This window comes from Clostridium sp. MF28 (assembly GCF_002969175.1).
Lineage (GTDB): Bacteria > Bacillota > Clostridia > Clostridiales > Clostridiaceae > Clostridium > Clostridium beijerinckii.
Map to the genome: position 1 here is coordinate 5,444,168 of NZ_CP014331.1, position 20,075 is coordinate 5,464,242.

The 20,075-nt window shown below is 29.3% G+C and carries 16 protein-coding genes; all 16 read left to right on the plus strand.

The features are described 5' to 3' along the window. The first annotated feature begins 94 nt into the window (after positions 1–94). The 16 genes from AXY43_RS24105 (at position 95) to AXY43_RS24180 (ending at position 19,869) form a co-directional block, all read left to right on the plus strand. Positions 95–598, plus strand: coding sequence for a J domain-containing protein (locus AXY43_RS24105; RefSeq protein WP_039772398.1), 504 nt, complete (start codon positions 95–97; stop codon positions 596–598). Between the two features lie 590 nt (positions 599–1,188). Then, complete coding sequence (sigI, locus tag AXY43_RS24110; protein WP_011969149.1) at positions 1,189–1,854, plus strand: RNA polymerase sigma factor SigI; 666 nt, start codon at positions 1,189–1,191, stop codon at positions 1,852–1,854. 9 nt (positions 1,855–1,863) lie between these two features. Next, positions 1,864–3,000 carry an anti-sigma-I factor RsgI family protein gene (locus AXY43_RS24115; RefSeq protein ID WP_039772400.1) on the plus strand — a complete coding sequence of 379 codons (1,137 nt, stop codon included), beginning with the start codon at positions 1,864–1,866 and terminating at the stop codon, positions 2,998–3,000. Between the two features lie 190 nt (positions 3,001–3,190). After that, positions 3,191–4,972: a bifunctional homocysteine S-methyltransferase/methylenetetrahydrofolate reductase gene (locus tag AXY43_RS24120; RefSeq protein WP_077868401.1), complete on the plus strand. Its 1,782-nt coding sequence runs from the start codon at positions 3,191–3,193 to the stop codon at positions 4,970–4,972. A gap of 45 nt (positions 4,973–5,017) precedes the next feature. Continuing rightward, positions 5,018–5,563, plus strand: coding sequence for a histidine phosphatase family protein (locus AXY43_RS24125; RefSeq protein WP_105412295.1), 546 nt, complete (start codon positions 5,018–5,020; stop codon positions 5,561–5,563). A 190-nt stretch (positions 5,564–5,753) separates the two neighbouring features. Beyond that, complete coding sequence (locus tag AXY43_RS24130) at positions 5,754–6,995, plus strand: NAD(P)-dependent oxidoreductase (RefSeq protein WP_011969153.1); 1,242 nt, start codon at positions 5,754–5,756, stop codon at positions 6,993–6,995. 176 nt (positions 6,996–7,171) lie between these two features. Beyond that, positions 7,172–8,170 carry a LacI family DNA-binding transcriptional regulator gene (locus AXY43_RS24135; RefSeq protein ID WP_023975093.1) on the plus strand — a complete coding sequence of 333 codons (999 nt, stop codon included), beginning with the start codon at positions 7,172–7,174 and terminating at the stop codon, positions 8,168–8,170. 195 nt (positions 8,171–8,365) lie between these two features. After that, a complete protein-coding gene (gene uxaC, locus AXY43_RS24140; protein ID WP_039772408.1) occupies positions 8,366–9,766 on the plus strand; it encodes a glucuronate isomerase in 1,401 nt (466 codons plus the stop codon). An 87-nt stretch (positions 9,767–9,853) separates the two neighbouring features. Continuing rightward, positions 9,854–11,302 carry a tagaturonate reductase gene (locus AXY43_RS24145; protein WP_105412296.1) on the plus strand — a complete coding sequence of 483 codons (1,449 nt, stop codon included), beginning with the start codon at positions 9,854–9,856 and terminating at the stop codon, positions 11,300–11,302. Between the two features lie 79 nt (positions 11,303–11,381). Beyond that, positions 11,382–11,804, plus strand: coding sequence for an HIT family protein (locus AXY43_RS24150; protein WP_039772411.1), 423 nt, complete (start codon positions 11,382–11,384; stop codon positions 11,802–11,804). A gap of 52 nt (positions 11,805–11,856) precedes the next feature. Next, positions 11,857–13,263 (plus strand): glycoside-pentoside-hexuronide (GPH):cation symporter, encoded by a 1,407-nt coding sequence (locus AXY43_RS24155; protein ID WP_023975089.1) that lies wholly within the window; start codon positions 11,857–11,859, stop codon positions 13,261–13,263. A 668-nt stretch (positions 13,264–13,931) separates the two neighbouring features. After that, on the plus strand, positions 13,932–14,579 hold the full coding sequence (locus AXY43_RS24160) for a bifunctional 4-hydroxy-2-oxoglutarate aldolase/2-dehydro-3-deoxy-phosphogluconate aldolase (RefSeq protein WP_011969159.1): 648 nt from the start codon (positions 13,932–13,934) through the stop codon (positions 14,577–14,579). A 1-nt stretch (position 14,580) separates the two neighbouring features. Then, positions 14,581–15,531 carry a sugar kinase gene (locus AXY43_RS24165; RefSeq protein ID WP_023975088.1) on the plus strand — a complete coding sequence of 317 codons (951 nt, stop codon included), beginning with the start codon at positions 14,581–14,583 and terminating at the stop codon, positions 15,529–15,531. A 332-nt stretch (positions 15,532–15,863) separates the two neighbouring features. Then, positions 15,864–17,312: a tagaturonate reductase gene (locus tag AXY43_RS24170; RefSeq protein WP_039772415.1), complete on the plus strand. Its 1,449-nt coding sequence runs from the start codon at positions 15,864–15,866 to the stop codon at positions 17,310–17,312. Positions 17,313–17,404: 92 nt separating this feature from the next. Then, the gene (locus AXY43_RS24175) at positions 17,405–18,892 is read left to right on the plus strand and encodes a UxaA family hydrolase (protein ID WP_105412297.1); all 1,488 of its coding nucleotides are present in this window, start codon (positions 17,405–17,407) and stop codon (positions 18,890–18,892) included. A gap of 485 nt (positions 18,893–19,377) precedes the next feature. Further along, positions 19,378–19,869: a mannose/fructose/sorbose PTS transporter subunit IIB gene (locus AXY43_RS24180; RefSeq protein WP_023975085.1), complete on the plus strand. Its 492-nt coding sequence runs from the start codon at positions 19,378–19,380 to the stop codon at positions 19,867–19,869. The last annotated feature ends 206 nt before the right edge of the window (positions 19,870–20,075 follow it).

A 20,075-nucleotide genomic window follows, 5' to 3' on the forward strand; every position in this document is an offset into this window, starting at 1 on the left:
TTGGACCAAATTAATTACATGTAAGAATATTACTAATTTTTATTAAATATATTTAATAGTAGAATAGAAGATAGAGTAAAGAGGTGTAATTAAATTGGATCCATACGAGGTTTTAGGCGTTGAAAAAACAGCTTCTGAAGAAGAAATAAAAAATAAATTCAAAGATATTTTAGAAGAATATACACAAAATCAAAATGAGACCACTAAACAAAAAGTTTTGGCTCTTAGTGCGGCATATGAGCTCATTATTAATGGTAATCTATATAAAGAAATTCGTAATTTAGTCGATAATAAAAACTTTTCTGAGGCTGAAGCAAAATTGAACTTAATAAATAATGCGAATTCAGCAGAATGGAATTATCTTCAAGGTTTTATATCTGTTCAAAAGGGATGGTTTGACAGTGGGCTTAATTACTTGAAAAAAGCTGTAGAATTAGATCCTAATAACCATGAATATTTGGACAGCTTAAACAAATTGCAGGCAAGAGTTATTGATTATATGAAAAAATATGCAAATAAAAATGTTAAACCTAATTCTAATAGTATGAATGCTTGCGGTGGAGATAATAATAGTAGTGGTAACGGGGGAATGTGTTAGTATATATGTTGTAATCAAATTTCAAGATTCTACTCTTAATTTAGCGTTTTGCTTACTAGAGTTTTAAATGTAAATTTATTTATTAAAACATATATATATCTATATTATGATTTTAAATTTAACATATATAGATAAAGTTTATAATTTGTGTTGAAATTTTGAAATATTTATGTTATTCTAAATAAGCAGTTGGTACGTAAAGTGCTAATGTGGAGCTTAGAGTGTCCTTCGCCGGTCTCTAAGCTCCTTTTGTTTTAGTAAAATATGCTGTAATTAAATTAGAAAGTAAATTTATGTTTTAATAATATAAATATGTGAATGATATCTTTTGTTAAATTAATAAAAAAAGTGTCAGAAATTACATTAATAAGAGAAAAAAAGTTCTATAAATATATTTTTCAACCAACAAAGTTAAAAATATATTTAATACATGATATAATAGTAAATATCACTTTAGATTTTACGAAAGTATTTTCAATTAAATGTTAAATTAAGCCTAGAAATTAAAGTTTTACATTTGTTTAATAAAAAGTACCAAAACCTATATTTTTTTTTGTATATAATAATGACCGGAGAAGGGAGCGTATGTCATGCTCGAATGTGTTTTAATAGATTTAAATGTTGATAAGAACACAAGTATAAATGAACTTATTGAAAATCATATGCCTTTTATAATAAAAAGTATTTCAGATGTGACAGGTCGCTATGTATCTTGCGAAAATGATGAAGAACTTAGCGTTGGATTACTTGGTTTTCATGAGGCAATTGAAAGATATGATAATGAGAAGGGACATTTTTTATCTTTTGCAAAATTAGTAATTGGAAGTAGAATAAAGAATTACTTAAAAGGTGAAAATAAGCATAATCATTCATCTTTGGACGAATTAGTGGACAAAGGTTTGGATTTTAGAGATGAATATTTTGAGCCTAAGGAAGATAATAGCATGTTGCTGGAAGAAATAACTGCCTTAAAGAATGAAATAAGTTCGTTTGGTTTTACTTTGGAAGATTTGGTGAATGAAGCTCCCAAACAACAAGCAACGAGAAAGAATGCAATTAATTTATCAGAAGAAATATCAAAGGATGAAGAATTTTTATCTTTTATGTATTTAAAGAAAAGATTACCAATCAAAAGGATTGTTTTAAAGTTTTCAGTTACAGAAAAGGTAATAAAAAGAAGCAAAAAATTTATAATTTCTGTTGTAATAATAATTGATAAAAATCTCAGTGCTTTAAAAAATTGGATCAGAAAGTAGGTGAAAAGAATGAATAGGGGAATAATAATGGAAATTAAAAAAAGTTATGCTATAGCTTTAAATGATAATGGCATAATGGAAAAGATTGAACCTAAGAAAGATATGAAAATAGGGCAAAAAATATTTTATTTTGAAGATGATCTCATTAAGGCTAGTAATAGTGGGACTTATAGGTATAATAACTTTATTAAGTCAATTGGAGCAATTGCAGCGTTGTTTTTAATAGTATTCACCTTCTTTCATACTATGAAATCTGATACAGCATATGCAGTTGTTAGTTTAGATATTAATCCTAGTATACAAATAGAAGCTGATAATAAATTGAAGATTATTAGAGTTGAAGGTGTAAACAATGATGGAAAGAATATAGATTTTACAGATGTTAAAGGTATATCTCTTGATGAAGGAATACAAAAAATAAAGGAAAAACTTATAGAAAAAAAATATTTAGATACTAATAGGGAAGTATTGGTTGGATTTGCATTTATAAAAAATGAAGATAACAGTGCTTATGAGAAAGATATAAAGGATGTTATTCAATCTACCTTTAATACAGAAAAAGTTACTTATGTTAAAGGTGATAAGGAAGATGTTGATGAAGCTAAGACAAAAGGAATAAGCTTAGGAAGATATGAAGCATCTCTAGTGGTAGATGAGAGTACAAAGAATAAAATAGATGTAGCACCAGTAAAAGAAATTACTGCAAGTATAAAAGATAAAGAAAATGTAACTCAGTGGGATGCAAAAGATGAAAAAAATAGTGATGTCGTTACTCCAGCTACTAATTCAAATTCAGATGCAAAACCTGAAAAAACAACTGTAGATAAGCCTGTAATAAATGGAGCAGCTGACAATTCATTACCTAATGTGGATTCGGGGAAAGCTACAGATAACCCTAAAAAAGAACAAAAGGATGATGGTGTGTTAAATTTACAACCAGAGGTTCCTGCACAAAATGAGAATGATAACAAGGGAAATACACCAGTGACAAGTCCTGCAAAGGATGACAATACTATTAATATAGGTCCAGATAACGGAACTATTGTAAATAATCCTACGTCAGGAAAAATTCAGGAAGATCCTAATAAGACTATACAAGTACCAAAAACTGACGAGAATACAGCTAATAAGACTGTTAAAAATTAATGAGTTATTTAAGAGTAGATTTATCTAGATGCATAGTATCAAAGATAGATCTACTTTTTATTTTTACATGCAATTTGGCTAAAAAATAAATTTATCAATAGGAAAATCGTATTAAAAAAGAGGACTAGAATAAAAAATTATAGTATACTTACTAGTAAGCATTATTAACAAGGATTTGGGGAGATTAAAAATGATAAAAGAGATATTAAAAAATGATATACTAATATGTGATGGAGCAATGGGAACATATTATTCAGAAGTAACAGGTAATGATGTATCCTATTGTGAATTTGGTAACTTAAATGATAAAGAAACTATAAAAAGAATACATAAAGAGTATATTGAAGCAGGGGCTAAACTAATTAGAACAAATACTTTTTCTGCTAATACATATGATCTTGGAGTATCGTTAGAAACATTAATGGACATAATTAAGTCAGGAATAAACTTAGCTAAAGAAGTAACAAGAAATACTTCTGTTTTAATAGGTGCAAGTATTGGACCTATTAAAACAGATAATTTAGATGAATTTAGCAATGAAGTTTTAGAAGAATATAAATACATAGTAGATTGCTTTTTAAAAAATGGTATAGATATTTTTATATTCGAAACTTTTAGCAACTATAATTACCTGAAAAAAATAAGCGAGTATATTAAGTACAAGAATATAGATAGTTTCATACTTACTCAGTTTGCTGTTAAGCCAGATGGATTTACAAGAGATGGGATAAGTGCGGCTAAATTGATTAAAGAAGTACGAAATACAGAATATATAGATGCATTTGGGTTTAACTGTGGTTCTGGACCAGCACATATATTGGAAATGGTTAAAAAAATTAATATAGAAAATGAAATTGTTTCGGTACTGCCTAATGCAGGTTATCCAGAGATAATTCACGAAAGAACAGTTTATCCAAACAATCCCGTATATTTTGCGAAAAAAGTTAGTGAAATAAGGTCTTTTGGGGTTTCAATTATAGGGGGATGCTGTGGAACAAATCCAAGCTATATTAAACAATTAACCAAAATAATTAATGAGAATTCTAAAGTAATCAATGCTAATACTAAGGCTGAGCCAAAAGTTAAAAGTTTTGAGAAAAAGGCTAAGAATACTTTTAAAGATAAGCTCGAAAATGGTGAGTTTGTTGTAGCTATAGAATTATCGGCACCAATTGATACCGATATATCAAGAATCATAGATGGAGCTAAGATATGTAAAGAAAACAATATTGATTTAGTAACAGTTCCGGATTCACCAATGTCGAAGGTTAGAGCAGATTCAACTATTATATCGTCTAAAATCAAGAGAGAAATAGGAATTGAAGCTATGCCTCATGTTTGCTGTAGAGATAAAAATACTAATGCAATAAGGTCAAGTCTGATAGGATCTCATATTGAAAATATAAGAAATATCCTTGCAATTACTGGTGACCCTATATCTGATGCTAGTAAAGTTGAAACAAAAAGCGTATTTAATTTAAATTCATTTAGGCTAATAGAATTAATAGAAAGCATGAATGAAGAAATATTCAAAGAAGATAGTATTTATGTAGGTGGTGCTTTGAATTTGAATGTTTTAAATAAAGAAGTAGAATATAATAGAATGATGAAGAAGATAGAAAAAGGTGCAAAGTTTTTTTTAACGCAACCTATCTATGATGACAATGCTATAGAGTTCTTGAAAATGATTAAAGAGAGGACTAATGTAAAGATTTTAGCGGGATTACTTCCCGTTGTAAGTTATAGAAACGCAATGTTTTTAAATAATGAGCTTCCTGGAGTAACTATACCAGATAAATATGTACAAATGTTTTCAGAAAATATGAGCAAAGAAGAGGCACAAGAAATCGGTGTAAAAATTACTGTGGAAATAGGAAAGAAACTAAAAGGTATTGCAGATGGATTATATTTCATTACTCCTTTTAATAGGGTTAATATGTTAATTGAAATTATTAAGCAGATTAATGCCTAATCATTATAGTTCTTATATGAATAATAAAAGACAAGAGGGATTTTTATGAATGTTGGTCTTATCAGACATTTTAAAGTTGATTACCGTAAAAGTTTTTTTATGACATCAAAAGAATTTAAAAATTGGGAAGAAAATTACAATATAAGTGGTGTGATTAGAAAAGATGTAGAGCTTATTGGGATAAATTGGGATAAATGTTATTCTAGTACGCTTATAAGAGCAATAACGACAGCACAACATGTATATAAGGATGATATAATTCAAAATGATCTAATTAGAGAAACTATCATTGATCCAATATTTAAAAGTAATTTAAAGCTTCCGTATTGGTTTTGGGCGATTAGTGGAAGAATAGCGTGGTATTTCAACCATAAATCTCAACAAGAAAATAAGATTATTACAAGAGAGAAAGCTGAGAAGTTTGTTGATTTATTATTAAATGAAGCGAGAAAAGAAGGTACAGAAAACATTTTAATTGTCACGCATGGTTTTTTTATGTATAGTCTTCAGAAAGAATTGAAGAAGAGGAGCTTTACAGGCAAGTTAATATACAGCCCTAAAAATGGAATCCTATATTTATATAAAAAATAATAGAATAACTATAAATTTATGTTTGAACAAAACTTTATGTAATATAAAGAAATATAAGGACAGAGTCAATAAAATATGCTATATTTTATGATAAAAAGTATAGCATATTTTTTGATATATATTATTGAAATAAATACTAAATTAAGTTAGTATACTTTATATACAAATGATGATAAGGAGGAAGACAAATATGATAAATAATAATAATTTGATTGGTGAAGCAAATAGATGCTTGCTATGTAAGAAACCAGCTTGTAAGTCTAATTGCCCAGTAGAAACACCTATACCTGATATTATAAATATGTATAAGGAAGGAAAAATTGAAGAAGCAGGAGAAATATTATTTGAAAATAATCCGCTTTCAGCAGTATGTTCATTAGTATGTATTCATGAAGACCAATGCAAAGGAAATTGTATAAGAGGGATTAAAGGGGAACCAATACGATTTCATGATATAGAACAGGAAATATCTCAAAGATACATAGAAGAAACTAGGTTTAAAGCTGTTTCTAAAAAGAAAGACAGAATTGCTATAATTGGTGGTGGTCCAGCAGGAATTACTATTGCATTTATACTAGCTAGGAAAGGATATAATATTACTATTTTTGATGCGCACGAGAAGATAGGTGGAGTACTAAGGTATGGAATACCAGAATATAGACTTCCAAAAAAATTAGTAGATTCCATTGAAGAAAGATTAATAGAACTTGGTGTAAAAGTTAGGCCTAATACTCTTATCGGTCCTGTAATAACATTAGATAGACTATTTGAAGATGGTTATAAAGCAGTGTTTATTGGTACCGGAGTATGGAATCCAAAAACATTAAATATTAAAGGTGAAACTTTAGGAAATGTACATTTTGCTATTGATTATTTAAAATCACCAGAGAACTATAAGCTAGGTAATAAAGTAGCTGTTATCGGAGCTGGTAATGTAGCCATGGATGCCGCAAGAAGTGCAAAAAGAAATGGAGTTGAAGATGTTACAATAATATATAGAAAAGGTTTTGATCAAATGTCTGCAACAAAGCAGGAGATAAAAGAAGCTAAGGAAGATAAAATTAATTTTGAATTATTTAAATCGCCATTAGAAATAACAGAAGAGGGAGTAAAGTTAGTTAATACTGAGAATGTAGTAGAGTCAGATGGAAAAGTTCAAAACAAACTTATTGAAGAAAAAGAAGAATTTTTCAAATGTGATTCAATAATTGTAGCTGTAAGTCAAACCCCTAGAACTAATATAGTTTCAAATACAACAAAATTAGATACCAATAAATGGGGATTGTTAATAACAGATGATAAAGGAAATACAACTAAAAAAGGTACATTCGCGTCAGGTGATGTTGTTACTGGTGCTAAAACTGTAGTAGAAGCAGTAGTGCAAGCCAAAATAGTTGCTCAAACCATTGAAGATTACTGTGAAAACAACTAAATAATAAAAATTAAATATAACATTGATAAATTAAGGAAAAACAATTAAAATCGTATAGGTTGCAAAAATGAATTTTAATTATTAAAATATTATTAGAAGTAGATTAAGCTTTTTTATATACTGTGATTATCGTATATGGTGAAAAAAGTTTACTTAATAAGGAGTGTAAAGAAAATATGAGTGTCACTATAAAGGATATTGCAAAATTAGCTAATGTTTCTCATACAACAGTGTCTAGAGCACTTAATAATAGTCCGTATATTAATGAAGAAACCAAGGTTAAAATTATAGCTTTAGCAAAAGAATTGAATTATGTACCAAATTATAGTGCTAAGAGTCTTGTTTTATTAAAATCATACGTTATAGGTGTATTTTTTTCATCGATTAGCGAAGGAACATCAGATACATTCTTTCACGAAATTATAAGAGGAGTCAATAATGTCATAGATAAAGAATATAATTTAGTTGTAAGAGGTATAGATGATTATCAATACTCCCATTTAATTGATAACAGAAATTTTGATGGAATAATTGTTGTAAGTCAAAGTAAAAATGATGATGAATTCATACAGACTATTCTAGAAAAAAATATACCAACTGTAGTTATAAATAGATACATTGAAAATGAAGGATTAGTAAACATAATGTCAGATGATACAAAAGGAGTTTACGATGCAGTTACTTATTTTATAGAGAACGATCATAGAAAAATAGCATTATTGCAAGGAAATAAGGAATTTGAATCAACAGTATATAGAAAAAGAGGATATATAAGAGCGTTGGAGGATAATAATATTCCAATTAATGAGGAATATATTTTAAGTGGTAGATATGATCTGAAAAGTGGATATGAAAATATGAAAAAGTTACTTAAATTAGAGAATGTTCCAACAGCAGTATTTTGCGCTAATGATGATATTGGGGTGGGTGCTATGAAAGCAATATTTGAAGCTGGGTTAAAAGTTCCAGAAGATATCTCAATTATAGGGTTTGATGATAGCAACTTTTGTAACTATGTAACTCCTCCGTTGACAAGTGTAAGGAAGGATTCTCTGGCGATGAGCGAATATGGCGGAAGAAACTTATTAAATCTTATAAAGAATAAAGAAGTAGATAAAGAAAAAGTTTATATACAATCTCAGCTTGTGGTAAGAAAATCAGTAAAAAAACTTTAATAATGGATTTTAATAATTAGTGAATTTAAACACTAATTATTAAAAAAAGTTGTTAACGTTCACAAAAAAGTGTTGCGTTATTTGAAATATGATATTATAATAAAGTTATCAAGTAGATACAAGAAAATGTTCACGTGAACAGGGATTTGCACGTATTTTTGTTCACGTGAACAAAAAAGAAAAGAGGATTTTGATATGAAAAAGTTTATGGATGAAAATTTTTTATTAAGCAACGAAGCGTCTGAAAAATTATATCATAATTATTCAGAAAAAATGCCAATTATTGATTATCATTGCCACATTAATCCGAAGGAAATATTAGAAGACAAAAAGTTTGAAAATATAACTCAAGTATGGCTTTATGGTGATCATTATAAATGGAGACAGATGAGAACTTTGGGCATAGATGAAAAATATATTACAGGAGATGGAAGTGATTATGAAAAGTTCTTAGCTTGGGCAAAGACTATATCATTTGCTATCGGAAATCCACTTTATCATTGGACACACTTAGAACTTAAGAGATTCTTTGGAATAGATGAAGTTTTAAATGAAAAAAGTGCACCTGCTATTTGGGAAAAAGTTAATAAGCTGTTAAATAGCGATGATTTTACAGTAAGAAATCTTATAAAGAAATCAAATGTAAAAGTGATATGTACAACAGATGATCCTATAGATTCATTAGAATATCATTTGGCAATAAAAGAAGATAAAAGCTTTGATGTGAAAGTATTACCAGCTTTTAGACCTGATAAAGCTCTAGGAGTTAATAAAGAAACATTTAAAGATTGGTTTAACAAACTAGAAGAAGTAGTTGGTTCTAAAATTTCAAACTTTGATGAATATTTAGAAGCATTAAAAAAGAGAGTGGAATATTTTCATGAAACTGGATGTAGAGTGTCAGATAATGCATTGGATTTTGTTCCAGTAGGCAATGCTTCTTTAGAAGAAGTTAGAGAAATTTTTGCAAACGTACTTAAAAATGGACAAGTATCTTTTGAAGATGAAAATAAATTAAGAGTATATATATTAAAGTTCTTTGGAAAATTATATCACGATCTAGGATGGGTAATGCAATTTCACATGAATTGCGTTAGAGATAATAACAAAGTAATGTTCGAAAAATTAGGACCTGATACAGGATTTGATTCACTTAATGATACAGAAGTTGCAATTCCACTGTCAAGGTTATTAGATTCGTTAAATAGTGAAAAAGCTTTACCTAAGACTATTATATATAGTTTAAATCCAAATGATAATTCTACAATAGGAACATTACTTGGATGCTTCCAAGGAGACGGAATTAAGGGCAAAATACAATTTGGATCAGCTTGGTGGTTTAATGATCACAAGATTGGTATGCAAGATCAAATTAGAACTTTAGCTAATTTAGGTATGCTAAGCACATTTGTTGGAATGTTAACAGACTCTAGAAGCTTTTTATCTTACACAAGACATGAATATTTTAGAAGAATACTTTGCAACGTAATTGGAGAATGGGTAGAAAATGGCGAGTTACCTAACGACATTGAACATTTAGGACAAATTGTAGCTGACATTAGTTATAATAACGCAGACAAATACTTTAATATGTAATCTTTTATGTATGAAAATAAGTGAGATGCTTATTTTCATACAATAATGCAAAGATACAGATGAAGTGAAGATTTAGGAGGAATAGCTGTGAAATTAAATAAGGAATCATATAAAGAATTTAAAACATATCCAGAAAAAGTATTGCAATTTGGAGAAGGTAACTTTTTGAGAGCTTTTGTTGATTGGCAAATAGATAAAATGAATGATGAAGCAGATTTCAATGGAAGCGTTGTAGTTGTTCAGCCATTAGAAAATGGTCTTGTGGACATGCTTAATGATCAAGATTGTTTATACACTTTATATTTACAAGGGGTCCAAAATGGGCAAGCATCAAAAACTCATAAAGTAATCAATAGTATAAGTAGGGGAATTAATCCTTACAGAGACTATAATGAATATTTAAAAGTTGCAGAAAATCCAGATTTAAGATTTATAGTGTCAAATACAACAGAGGCAGGAATTGCATTTGATGAAAACGATACTTTAAATGGAGGATGTCAAAAAAGTTATCCAGGTAAGCTAACAGCATTTTTATATCACAGATTTAATGCATTTAATGGAGATGACAGTAAGGGATTTATTATAATTCCATGCGAGCTTATTGATAGAAATGGTGAAAAACTTAAAGAAATAGTATTAAAGTATGCAGAAGTATGGAACTTAGGACAAGACTTTATTGATTGGATAAACAATGCTAATACTTTTTGTTGTAGTTTAGTTGATAGAATAGTTCCAGGATATCCAAGAGATACAATTGATGAAGTTAGAGAAGAGCTTGGATATGATGATAATTTAGTAGATGTAGGTGAAATATTTCACTTATGGGTAATAGAAGGCCCTCAGTCTATAAAAGATGAATTACCAATAGAAAAAGCTGGACTTAATGTAAAAGTTGTAGATGATATGACACCATATAGAACAAGAAAAGTTAGAATTTTAAATGGACCTCATACAGCAATGGTTCCAGTAGCGTACCTTTACGGTTTAGAAACTGTAGGGGAAGCGGTTGATCATGAAGTTATAGGAAGATATGTCCACGATGTAATATATGATGAAATCATAGAAACTTTAGATTTGCCTCACGAAGAGCTAGTAGAATTTGCAGATGCGATTATAGAAAGATTTCAAAATCCATATGTAAAGCACTATTTAATGAGTATAGCATTAAATTCATTGTCTAAATACAAAACAAGAGATTTACCAAGTTTGACTGAATATCTAAAGAGAAAAGGTACGCTTCCTAAGAAATTAGTATTCTCCCTTGCATCTTTAATAGAATTCTACAAAGGAAAAAGAGGAGACGAAGATATTCAATTAGCTGATGATGAGGAGATATTAGAATTATTTAAGAAATTATGGGAAAAATATGATGGAACAAAAGAAGGACTAAACAAAATTGTAACTTCTGTTCTTGCATATGAAAAGAATTGGGGAAGCAATTTAAATGAAATTCCTAATCTTGCTGATGAGATTTCAAGATATTTAGAAATAATTGAAAAAGTAGGAATGAAGGAAGCAGTTAAAGTAGTTTTATAATGAAATTTATTATCATGCAATTAAATTTTCTTAATTGCATGATAAGTAAATATATATCAATAATAAAGGAGGTAAATAAATGAGTTTTGATGAAAATTGTTTTTATTGTTCGAAGAATCAAGATTTAGATTCTTTAATGATTAAGATTTGTGATTTAGATGTATCAACAGTATATTTGTTTAAGGAACAAACTTATAGTGGAAGATGTAATGTTGTTTATAAGGAACATAAAAGTGAAATAGCGGATTTAAATGAAGATGAAGCAGCAGCTTTCATAAATGACGCTAGAAAGGTAGCTAAAGCAATCCATAAAGCGTTCAATCCAGATAAAGTAAATTATGGAGCATTTGCTGATACTATGAAACATCTTCATCTTCATATTGTACCTAAATATGAAGGCGGCCCATCTTGGGGAAAAACTTTTGAGATGAATCCACAAAAAATATATTTAAGCGATGATGAATACCAAAACCTAATTTGTAAAATAAAAGATAATTTATAATATTGGATTAATGAATAAAAATTAACTAAATTAAAGATACGGAGGAAAAAGAATGTTAAATTCTGTTGACAAAAACGCATCAACTAATGCTAATAATGGAAACGTTAAATTAAGTTTAAGAGAAAAAATTTCTTATGGTTTTGGAGATTTTGGTAATGGATTCATGTTTGACTTAGGTCAATCATATCTTACAAAGTTTTTTATAGATACATGTGGAATTAGTGCTGGAGCAGTTGGTGGTATATTTGCATTTACAAAGATATTCGATGCATTCATGGATCCATTAGCAGGATCGCTGATAGATAGTAGAAAAGCAGGTAAATCAGGAAAGTTTAGGCCTGTAATGATGATTTCAAGTATAATTCTTGCTTTACTTACAATTATTACTTTTACTATGCCTGAGATGCCGCTTTCATCTAAGATTATATATGGTTATGCAACATATATGATTTGGGGTCTTGTATATTCATTCACTAATGTTCCTTATGGATCATTAGCATCGGTTATGACAAGAGATGTAGAGGATAGAAGCCAATTAGCTACATTTAGACAAGCTGGTTCATTAGGAGCACAATTAATAACTGGAGTAGCTTTTGTACCTATTCTTATGATGTTTAGTGACAAAAAAGTTGGTTATCCAGTTGCGGCCGCAGTTATGGCTGTTATAGGAGTTGTTTCATTCTTTATCTGTTTTGCTAACACAAAAGAACATGTTGTAATTAATAGAGAAGGTAAATCAGAAAAGGCATCTGCTAAAGATTATTTTAAGGTTGTATTTACAAATAGACCATTGTTATGCTTAATTCTTATGCAATTATTTACAATATCAGCTATGAATACTAACAACCAAATGATGATTTTCTTCTGCCAATATAACTTAGGGGATATTAAACTTCAACCTAAGGTTAATGGTATAATGATTGGATGTTCTGTAATAGGTATATTCGCTATTCCATTCTTAGTAAAACATTTTGGTAAAAAGAAAACTGCGATTGCAGGACTATTGATTGGAATTGTTGCTAATGGATTAAACTTTATAATACCAACAAATGCTACTACTTTCACAGTTCTTGTTACAATAGGATATGTAGCTTTAGCTATTCCAAATGGAGTTACTTGGGCATTCGTAACGGATGCAATTGACTATGGACATTGGCATACTGGAATAAGAAAAGAAGGTGTAACTTATGCTGCATTTAACTTTTCAAGAAAAATTGCACAATCTATGGCAGCCCTTGTTAGTGCAGCAGTATTAGGTATGACTGGGTATGTTGCAAACGCACAACAAAGTGCAGAAACATTACTAGGAATTAAGGGAGCAATGACATTGTATCCAGCAGTAGCTTTAGCTTTAGCTGCTCTTGTAGTAGGTATATTACATAATCTACCAGATGACAAGTACAGAAAAGTTGCTCAAGACTTACAAGAAGGAAAATGGGAAAAAGGAATTTTAGAATAATAATGTTATAAATAAATCATTATTGTTTAGCTAAGAAGAATAAGGCACTATCAGCTTTGTATTTTGAGAGTTGATAGTGTTTTATCTTTATATATTGAGTAAATAAAAAAAGATATACTTGTAAAAAACTGTTAACGTTCACAAAAAAGTATTGCATATTTTTTTATTTGATACTATAATGTAAATATAACTTAAATAATTTTTAACTAAAATTGTTCACGTTAACAATTGTTCGACCTCTAATTGTTAACGTGAACGAAAAATATTTATTAAATTAAAATATTTATAAATATTTTAATTTAATAATCAAAGAAAAAAATGCTTTGATATATAAATAAGCTATAAACTTATTTAATATATAACACAGTTCTTAAAAATACAAAAATAAATAATATAGAATTCTTCAAACCTATAATTTTCATACTATAATTTATTAATCATATTTTAAGTTAACCATTTTAAGAACTGTGTATTTAATTAATAGTGATAGCACAAAATAGATTTGTTAAAAAATGAATGTTTGAAATTATAATATATATTCTGAAAAATTAGTTTGAAAGACTATGAATTTTAAACTAATGGATATTCTAAAGAATAATTTTATTATCTAAAACCTGTATATATATTCAGTATGAAGATATTAATTAAGAAAGAATTTGAGGTGTAATATGAGAAGAGAAGAAGTTTTAAAAAATATAAAAGAAGCAGGTGTTGTTGCAGTTGTGAGGGGAGACTCAAAAGAAGAAGCTCTTAAAATTGTAGATGCTGTTTCAAAAGGCGGAATAAAAGTGATGGAACTTACAATGACTGTTCCAAATCCAGTTGAAGTTATTAAAGAAGTTGCTGAAAAATATAAGGATACCGATGTAATTGTTGGGGCGGGAACTGTATTGGACAGTGAAACGGCAAGAGCTTGTATTTTAGCAGGGGCACAATTTATTGTAAGCCCAAGTTTGGATATTGATACTTTAAAGCTTTGTAATAGGTATAAGATTCTGGTTATGCCAGGAGTAATGACCGTTAAGGATGCTATTACAGCTTTTGAGTATGGAGTTGATGTGGTTAAAATATTCCCAGCCAATCTATATGGGCCATCAGTAATTAAATCATTTAAGGGGCCGCTCCCTCAAGGAGACTTTATGCCAACAGGTGGTGTTAGTATAGCTAACTTACATGAGTGGATAGAAGCAGGAGCCTTCGTAGTAGGAACAGGAGGAGATTTAACTAAAGGTGCAAAAACAGGCGATTATGATCTAGTTCAAAGGACTGCTAAAGAATTTATGGATGCATACAGAAAAGCGAAGGAGAGAATCTAAAATGGATGTTTTAACTTTTGGAGAATCAATGGTCGTATTTAGTCCTAATATTAATGGCCCTTTGAGACATGTTCATAGTTTTTCCAAGTCACTCGGTGGTGCCGAATCAAATGTCGCTACTGCCTTGGCAAAATTAAATCATAGTGCGGGCTGGTTCTCAAAAGTTTCGGATGATGAATTCGGAAGATTTGTTATAAGTTCTATAAAAGCAGAGGGAGTAGATACATCAAGAGTAATAATTGATAAAGAAAGGCCTACAGGATTGCTTTTTAAGGAACGTTATCAACGAAGCAATCCGAATGTATATTATTATAGAAAGAATTCTGCTGCTAGTAGCTTATCGCCAGAGGATATTGATGAAGAATATATTAAGCAAGCTAAAATTCTTCATATTACAGGTATAACGCCAGCTTTATCGGAAAGTTGTAGAAGAGCAGTATACAGAGCAATAGAAATAGCTAAAGAAAACAAGATATTAGTATCATTCGATCCTAATATCAGGCTTAAATTGTGGACGGTTGATGAAGCTAGAAAGATCTTGGTGGATATTGCTAGTAAGGCAGATATTGTAATGCCTGGATTAGATGAAGCGGAACTTTTATTAGGATTAACTAATAAAGATGATGTGGCAGATTTTTTCTTAAATAAGGAAGCGAAAATAGTCGCAGTAAAATTAGGGTCAGAAGGCTGCTATATAAAAGATAAAAAAGAAGGAGTCAAGGTCGCAGGGTATAATGTATCAGATTTAATTCAAGATACAGCTGGGGCGGGCGATGGTTTTGCAGCTGGATTTTTAGCTGGATATTTAGAAAAATTATCACTAAACGAAATTGGGCAATATGCTAACGGTGTTGGAGCTATGGCAACATTGGTACAGGGAGATATGGAAGGTTATCCATATTATGATCAACTGATGGAATTCATAGGAAAGAGACAAGGCGTTGAAAGATAGAATTTTCTGAAATAGATATTACTATATTTCTAACAATTGAAAATGTTAGCGCTATTAAAAGTACTTTCTTCATATAAAATTTTAATTACATTTAAGGATAAGTAAAGAGGATTATTTTGATAATTAAATTTTAAGTGTATTCTATCTCTAAATTATAAACTTCAAATAATATTTAAAATAAACTTTTACTTATCTTTAACAATGTATATATCAAAGTTGATATTGGTAATTGAAGAGATATGAAATATTAAAATGATAGCATTTGCATTGTTAATTGTCCATTGAAATTAGTTTAAGATATTTTTAATGAAAAAACTTAGGAGGAATAACTAATGAAATTAAATAAGAAAATATATAAAGAATTTAAGACTTACCCTGAAAAAGTGCTACAATTTGGGGAAGGAAATTTCCTAAGAGCATTTGTTGATTGGCAAATTGACAAAATGAATGAAGAAGCAGGTTTCAATGGAAGTGTCGTAGTCGTTCAGCCTCAAGAAGGTGGACTAGTTAATATGCTAAATGAACAAGATGGCTTGTTTACACTTTATCTTCAAGGAGTTCAAGGAAAAAGAGCTATAAAAACACATAAAATAATCAATAGTATAAGTAGAGGAATTAATCCATATACAGATTATAATGAATATTTAAAAGTTGCAGAAAATCCAGAATTAAGGTTCATAGTGTCAAATACAACAGAGGCAGGAATCGCTTTTGATGAGAATGATAAGTTAAATGAAGGATGTCAAAAAAGTTTTCCGGGTAAGTTAACCGCATTTTTGTTCCGTAGATTTATGGTGTTTAATGGTGACAATAGTAAAGGTTTTATTATAATTCCATGTGAGCTTATTGATAGAAATGGTGAAAAACTTAAAGAAATAGTATTAAGATATGCAGAAATGTGGAATTTAGGACAAGATTTTGTGAATTGGATAAATGATGCTAATACTTTTTGCTGTAGTTTAGTTGATAGAATAGTTCCAGGATATCCAAGAGATACAATTGATGAAGTTAGAGAAGAACTTGGATATGATGATAATTTAGTAGATGTAGGGGAAATATTCCACCTATGGGTAATTGAAGGGCCTCAGTCTATAAAAGATGAATTACCAATAGAAAAAGCTGGACTTAATGTAAAAGTTGTAGATGATATGACACCATATAGAACAAGAAAAGTTAGAATTTTAAATGGGCCTCATACAGCAATGGTTCCAGTAGCATACCTTTATGGTTTAGAAACTGTAGGAGAAGCTGTTGATCATGAGGTTATAGGAAGATACGTCCATGATGTAATATATGATGAAATCATAGAAACTTTAGATTTGCCTCACGAAGAATTAGTGGAATTTGCAGATGCGATTATAGAAAGATTCCAAAATCCATATGTAAAGCACTATCTAATGAGCATAGCATTAAATTCATTATCTAAATACAAAACAAGAGATTTACCAAGTTTGACTGAATATCTAAAGAGAAAGGGTACACTTCCTAAGAAATTAGTATTCTCCCTTGCATCTTTAATAGAATTCTACAAAGGAAAAAGAGGAGACGAAGATATTGAACTAGCTGATGATGAGGATATATTAGAATTATTCAAGGAATTATGGGAAAAATATGATGGAACAAAAGAAGGCCTAAACAAAATTGTAACTTCTGTTCTTGCATATGAAAAGAATTGGGGAAGCAATTTGAATGAAATTCCTAATCTAGCTGATGAAGTTTCAAGATATTTAGAAATAATTGAAAAAGTAGGAATGAAGGAAGCTATAAAAGAAGTTATTTAGGAATAAGATTATAAATTATTATTATAGAATATTCATATAGCTGTTAAATTTAAAGTTGTGAACAATAATTTAATGGAAGTAGGTAGAGAGTGATGAAAGAAATTATAAAAATAAATGAAAAAGACAATGTTGTAGTAGCACTTAGAGATTTGTCTAAAAGTGAAATTATAGAAGTTGAAAATAAAAAAATAGAGATAAAAGAAGACATAAAAAGAGGACACAAAGTAGCTATATCAGACTTTAAAGTTAACGACAATGTAATAAAGTATGGATATCCAATAGGACATGCTGTTAAGGATATATCAATAGGAGAATGGATTCACACGCATAATATTAAAACAAATTTAGATGGAATTATGGAATATAATTTTAATCAGCAGCTAAAACAAGTTTCTATAGAAAACAAAAATCTTACTTTTGATGGATATAGAAGAGCAAACGGTAATGTTGGTATAAGAAATGAACTTTGGATAGTGCCAACCGTTGGGTGCGTTAATGGAATTGGTGAAAGAATAATCGAAAAATTCAAAGAAGATGTAAAACCTGTTGGGATCGATGGAGTTGAAATTTTCAAACATAATTATGGATGTTCTCAATTGGGAGATGATCATGCAAATACAAGAACTATGCTTGGAAATTTAGTAAAGCATCCTAATGCTGGAGGCGTGTTAGTACTTGGACTTGGTTGCGAAAATAATACAATGGCTGAATTTATTGAGTCATTGGGAGAATATGATACAACTAGAATTAAATTTCTAGTATCACAGGAAGTTTCTAACGAAATAGAAGAGGGTGCCAAAATATTACGTGAGCTTTATGAAAATATGAAAAATGATAAGAGAGAATCATTATCTCTATCAAATTTAAAAGTTGGATTAAAGTGCGGTGGTTCAGATGGCTTCTCAGGAATAACTGCAAATCCTCTTGTAGGTAGTTTTTCAGATTTCTTAGTTGCACAAGGTGGAACAACAATACTTACAGAAGTTCCTGAGATGTTTGGTGCTGAAACAATTCTTATGAATAGAGCTAAAGATAATGAAACTTTTGATAAAACTGTACATTTAATAAATGATTTCAAAGAATATTTCATGGCGTATAATCAGCCTATATACGAAAATCCTTCTCCAGGAAATAAAGCTGGTGGAATTACAACATTAGAGGATAAATCTTTAGGGTGTACACAAAAATCAGGAGATTCAACAGTTGTAGGTGTATTAAAATATGGTGAAACTTTAAAAACTAATGGATTAAATCTTTTAAGTGGACCAGGAAATGATTTGGTTGCAGCCTCAGCTTTAGCGGCAGCTGGTTGTCATATGGTTTTATTTACAACAGGTAGAGGAACACCATTCGGTACATTTGTCCCAACAATGAAGATATCAACAAATACTCCATTATATAATTTAAAGCCACATTGGATGGACTTTAATGCAGGAACTTTAGTTGAAGATAAGACTTTGAGTGAAGTAACAGAAGAATTTATAAAATATGTGGTTGAAGTGGCTAATGGAAAATATGTAAATAATGAAATTAATAAATTTAAAGAGTTAGCTATTTTAAAACAAGGTGTTACTTTATAAAATTCAGCATAAGAAAGTATACTTGAGTAAAAAATATAAACAATTTAGCATATTAAAATTACTTTAATATGCTATTTTTTGTTATAAAAATTATAATTTGTATTTTACTAGATATAATGAATTTAATTGAGTATTTGAAGTATAAATACTTCAAAAATAAATCTTTATTTAAAATTCTAGCAAGTTAAATGATTAATTAAGGCTAGGAGGCAGAAACTAAATTTCAACATAACATAAATAAGAGTAAATGATTATAGCTTAATTTTTTAATAAATAATAATATAAAGAAAATCTTATTTTGAGCTTTAAGTGGGATTATCACGATTTTGTTTGAAGGAAAGTGAATTGTTGTGATTGAAAATGAATACATTTTGTGATATTATAATTACAAATTTTAAAAATGAAATGTAGCGTTGGGGATAGCTGCGTTTAAATGTACATGATAAATATAGAATTAATATAAAATTTGAAGGGGGTTTGAAATCATGGAAATTAGCTTTGTAAGAATTGATGACAGATTGATACATGGACAGATTGCAACCATATGGTCAAAAGCAAGTGGATGTAACAGAATTATGGCGTGTAGTGATGAAGTTGCTAAAGATGATTTGAGAAAACAGTTGTTACTTCAAGTAGCATTAAAAGGAATTAAAGCTTATGTAATACCAATAGAAACCGCTATCAAAGCTTATAAGAATCCTAAATATAAAAATTTTAAGACTTTATTTTTATTTACTAATCCGGCAGACGTGCTTCGAATGATTGAAGGTGGAGTTGATATTAAATCTGTAAATGTTGGAGGAATGTGCTATAAGGATGGAAAAAAACAAATTACTGGTGCTATATCCGTAAATAATAAAGATATAGAATGTTTCAAGAAACTTTACGAGAAAGGAATTGAGTTAGAGATAAGGCAGGTAGCGAAAGATAATAAGATTAATTTAATTGACAGGTTAAAAGAATTGAAATTCTTATAGAGAATAACAGTGAAGTGCTATATAACCTTTTATAGATAGGTGGATAGCATTTTTTTGCTAAAAGTTAAAATTATTACACAACCATGATAAAAAACAACAGTAAAAGTTCTAATGTAATACAATCATATGGTAATTAATTTGCCTGATTCAGGTATTAATACTATAATTTTTTACAAAGAAGTTGTATTTCTATTGAATATGATGAA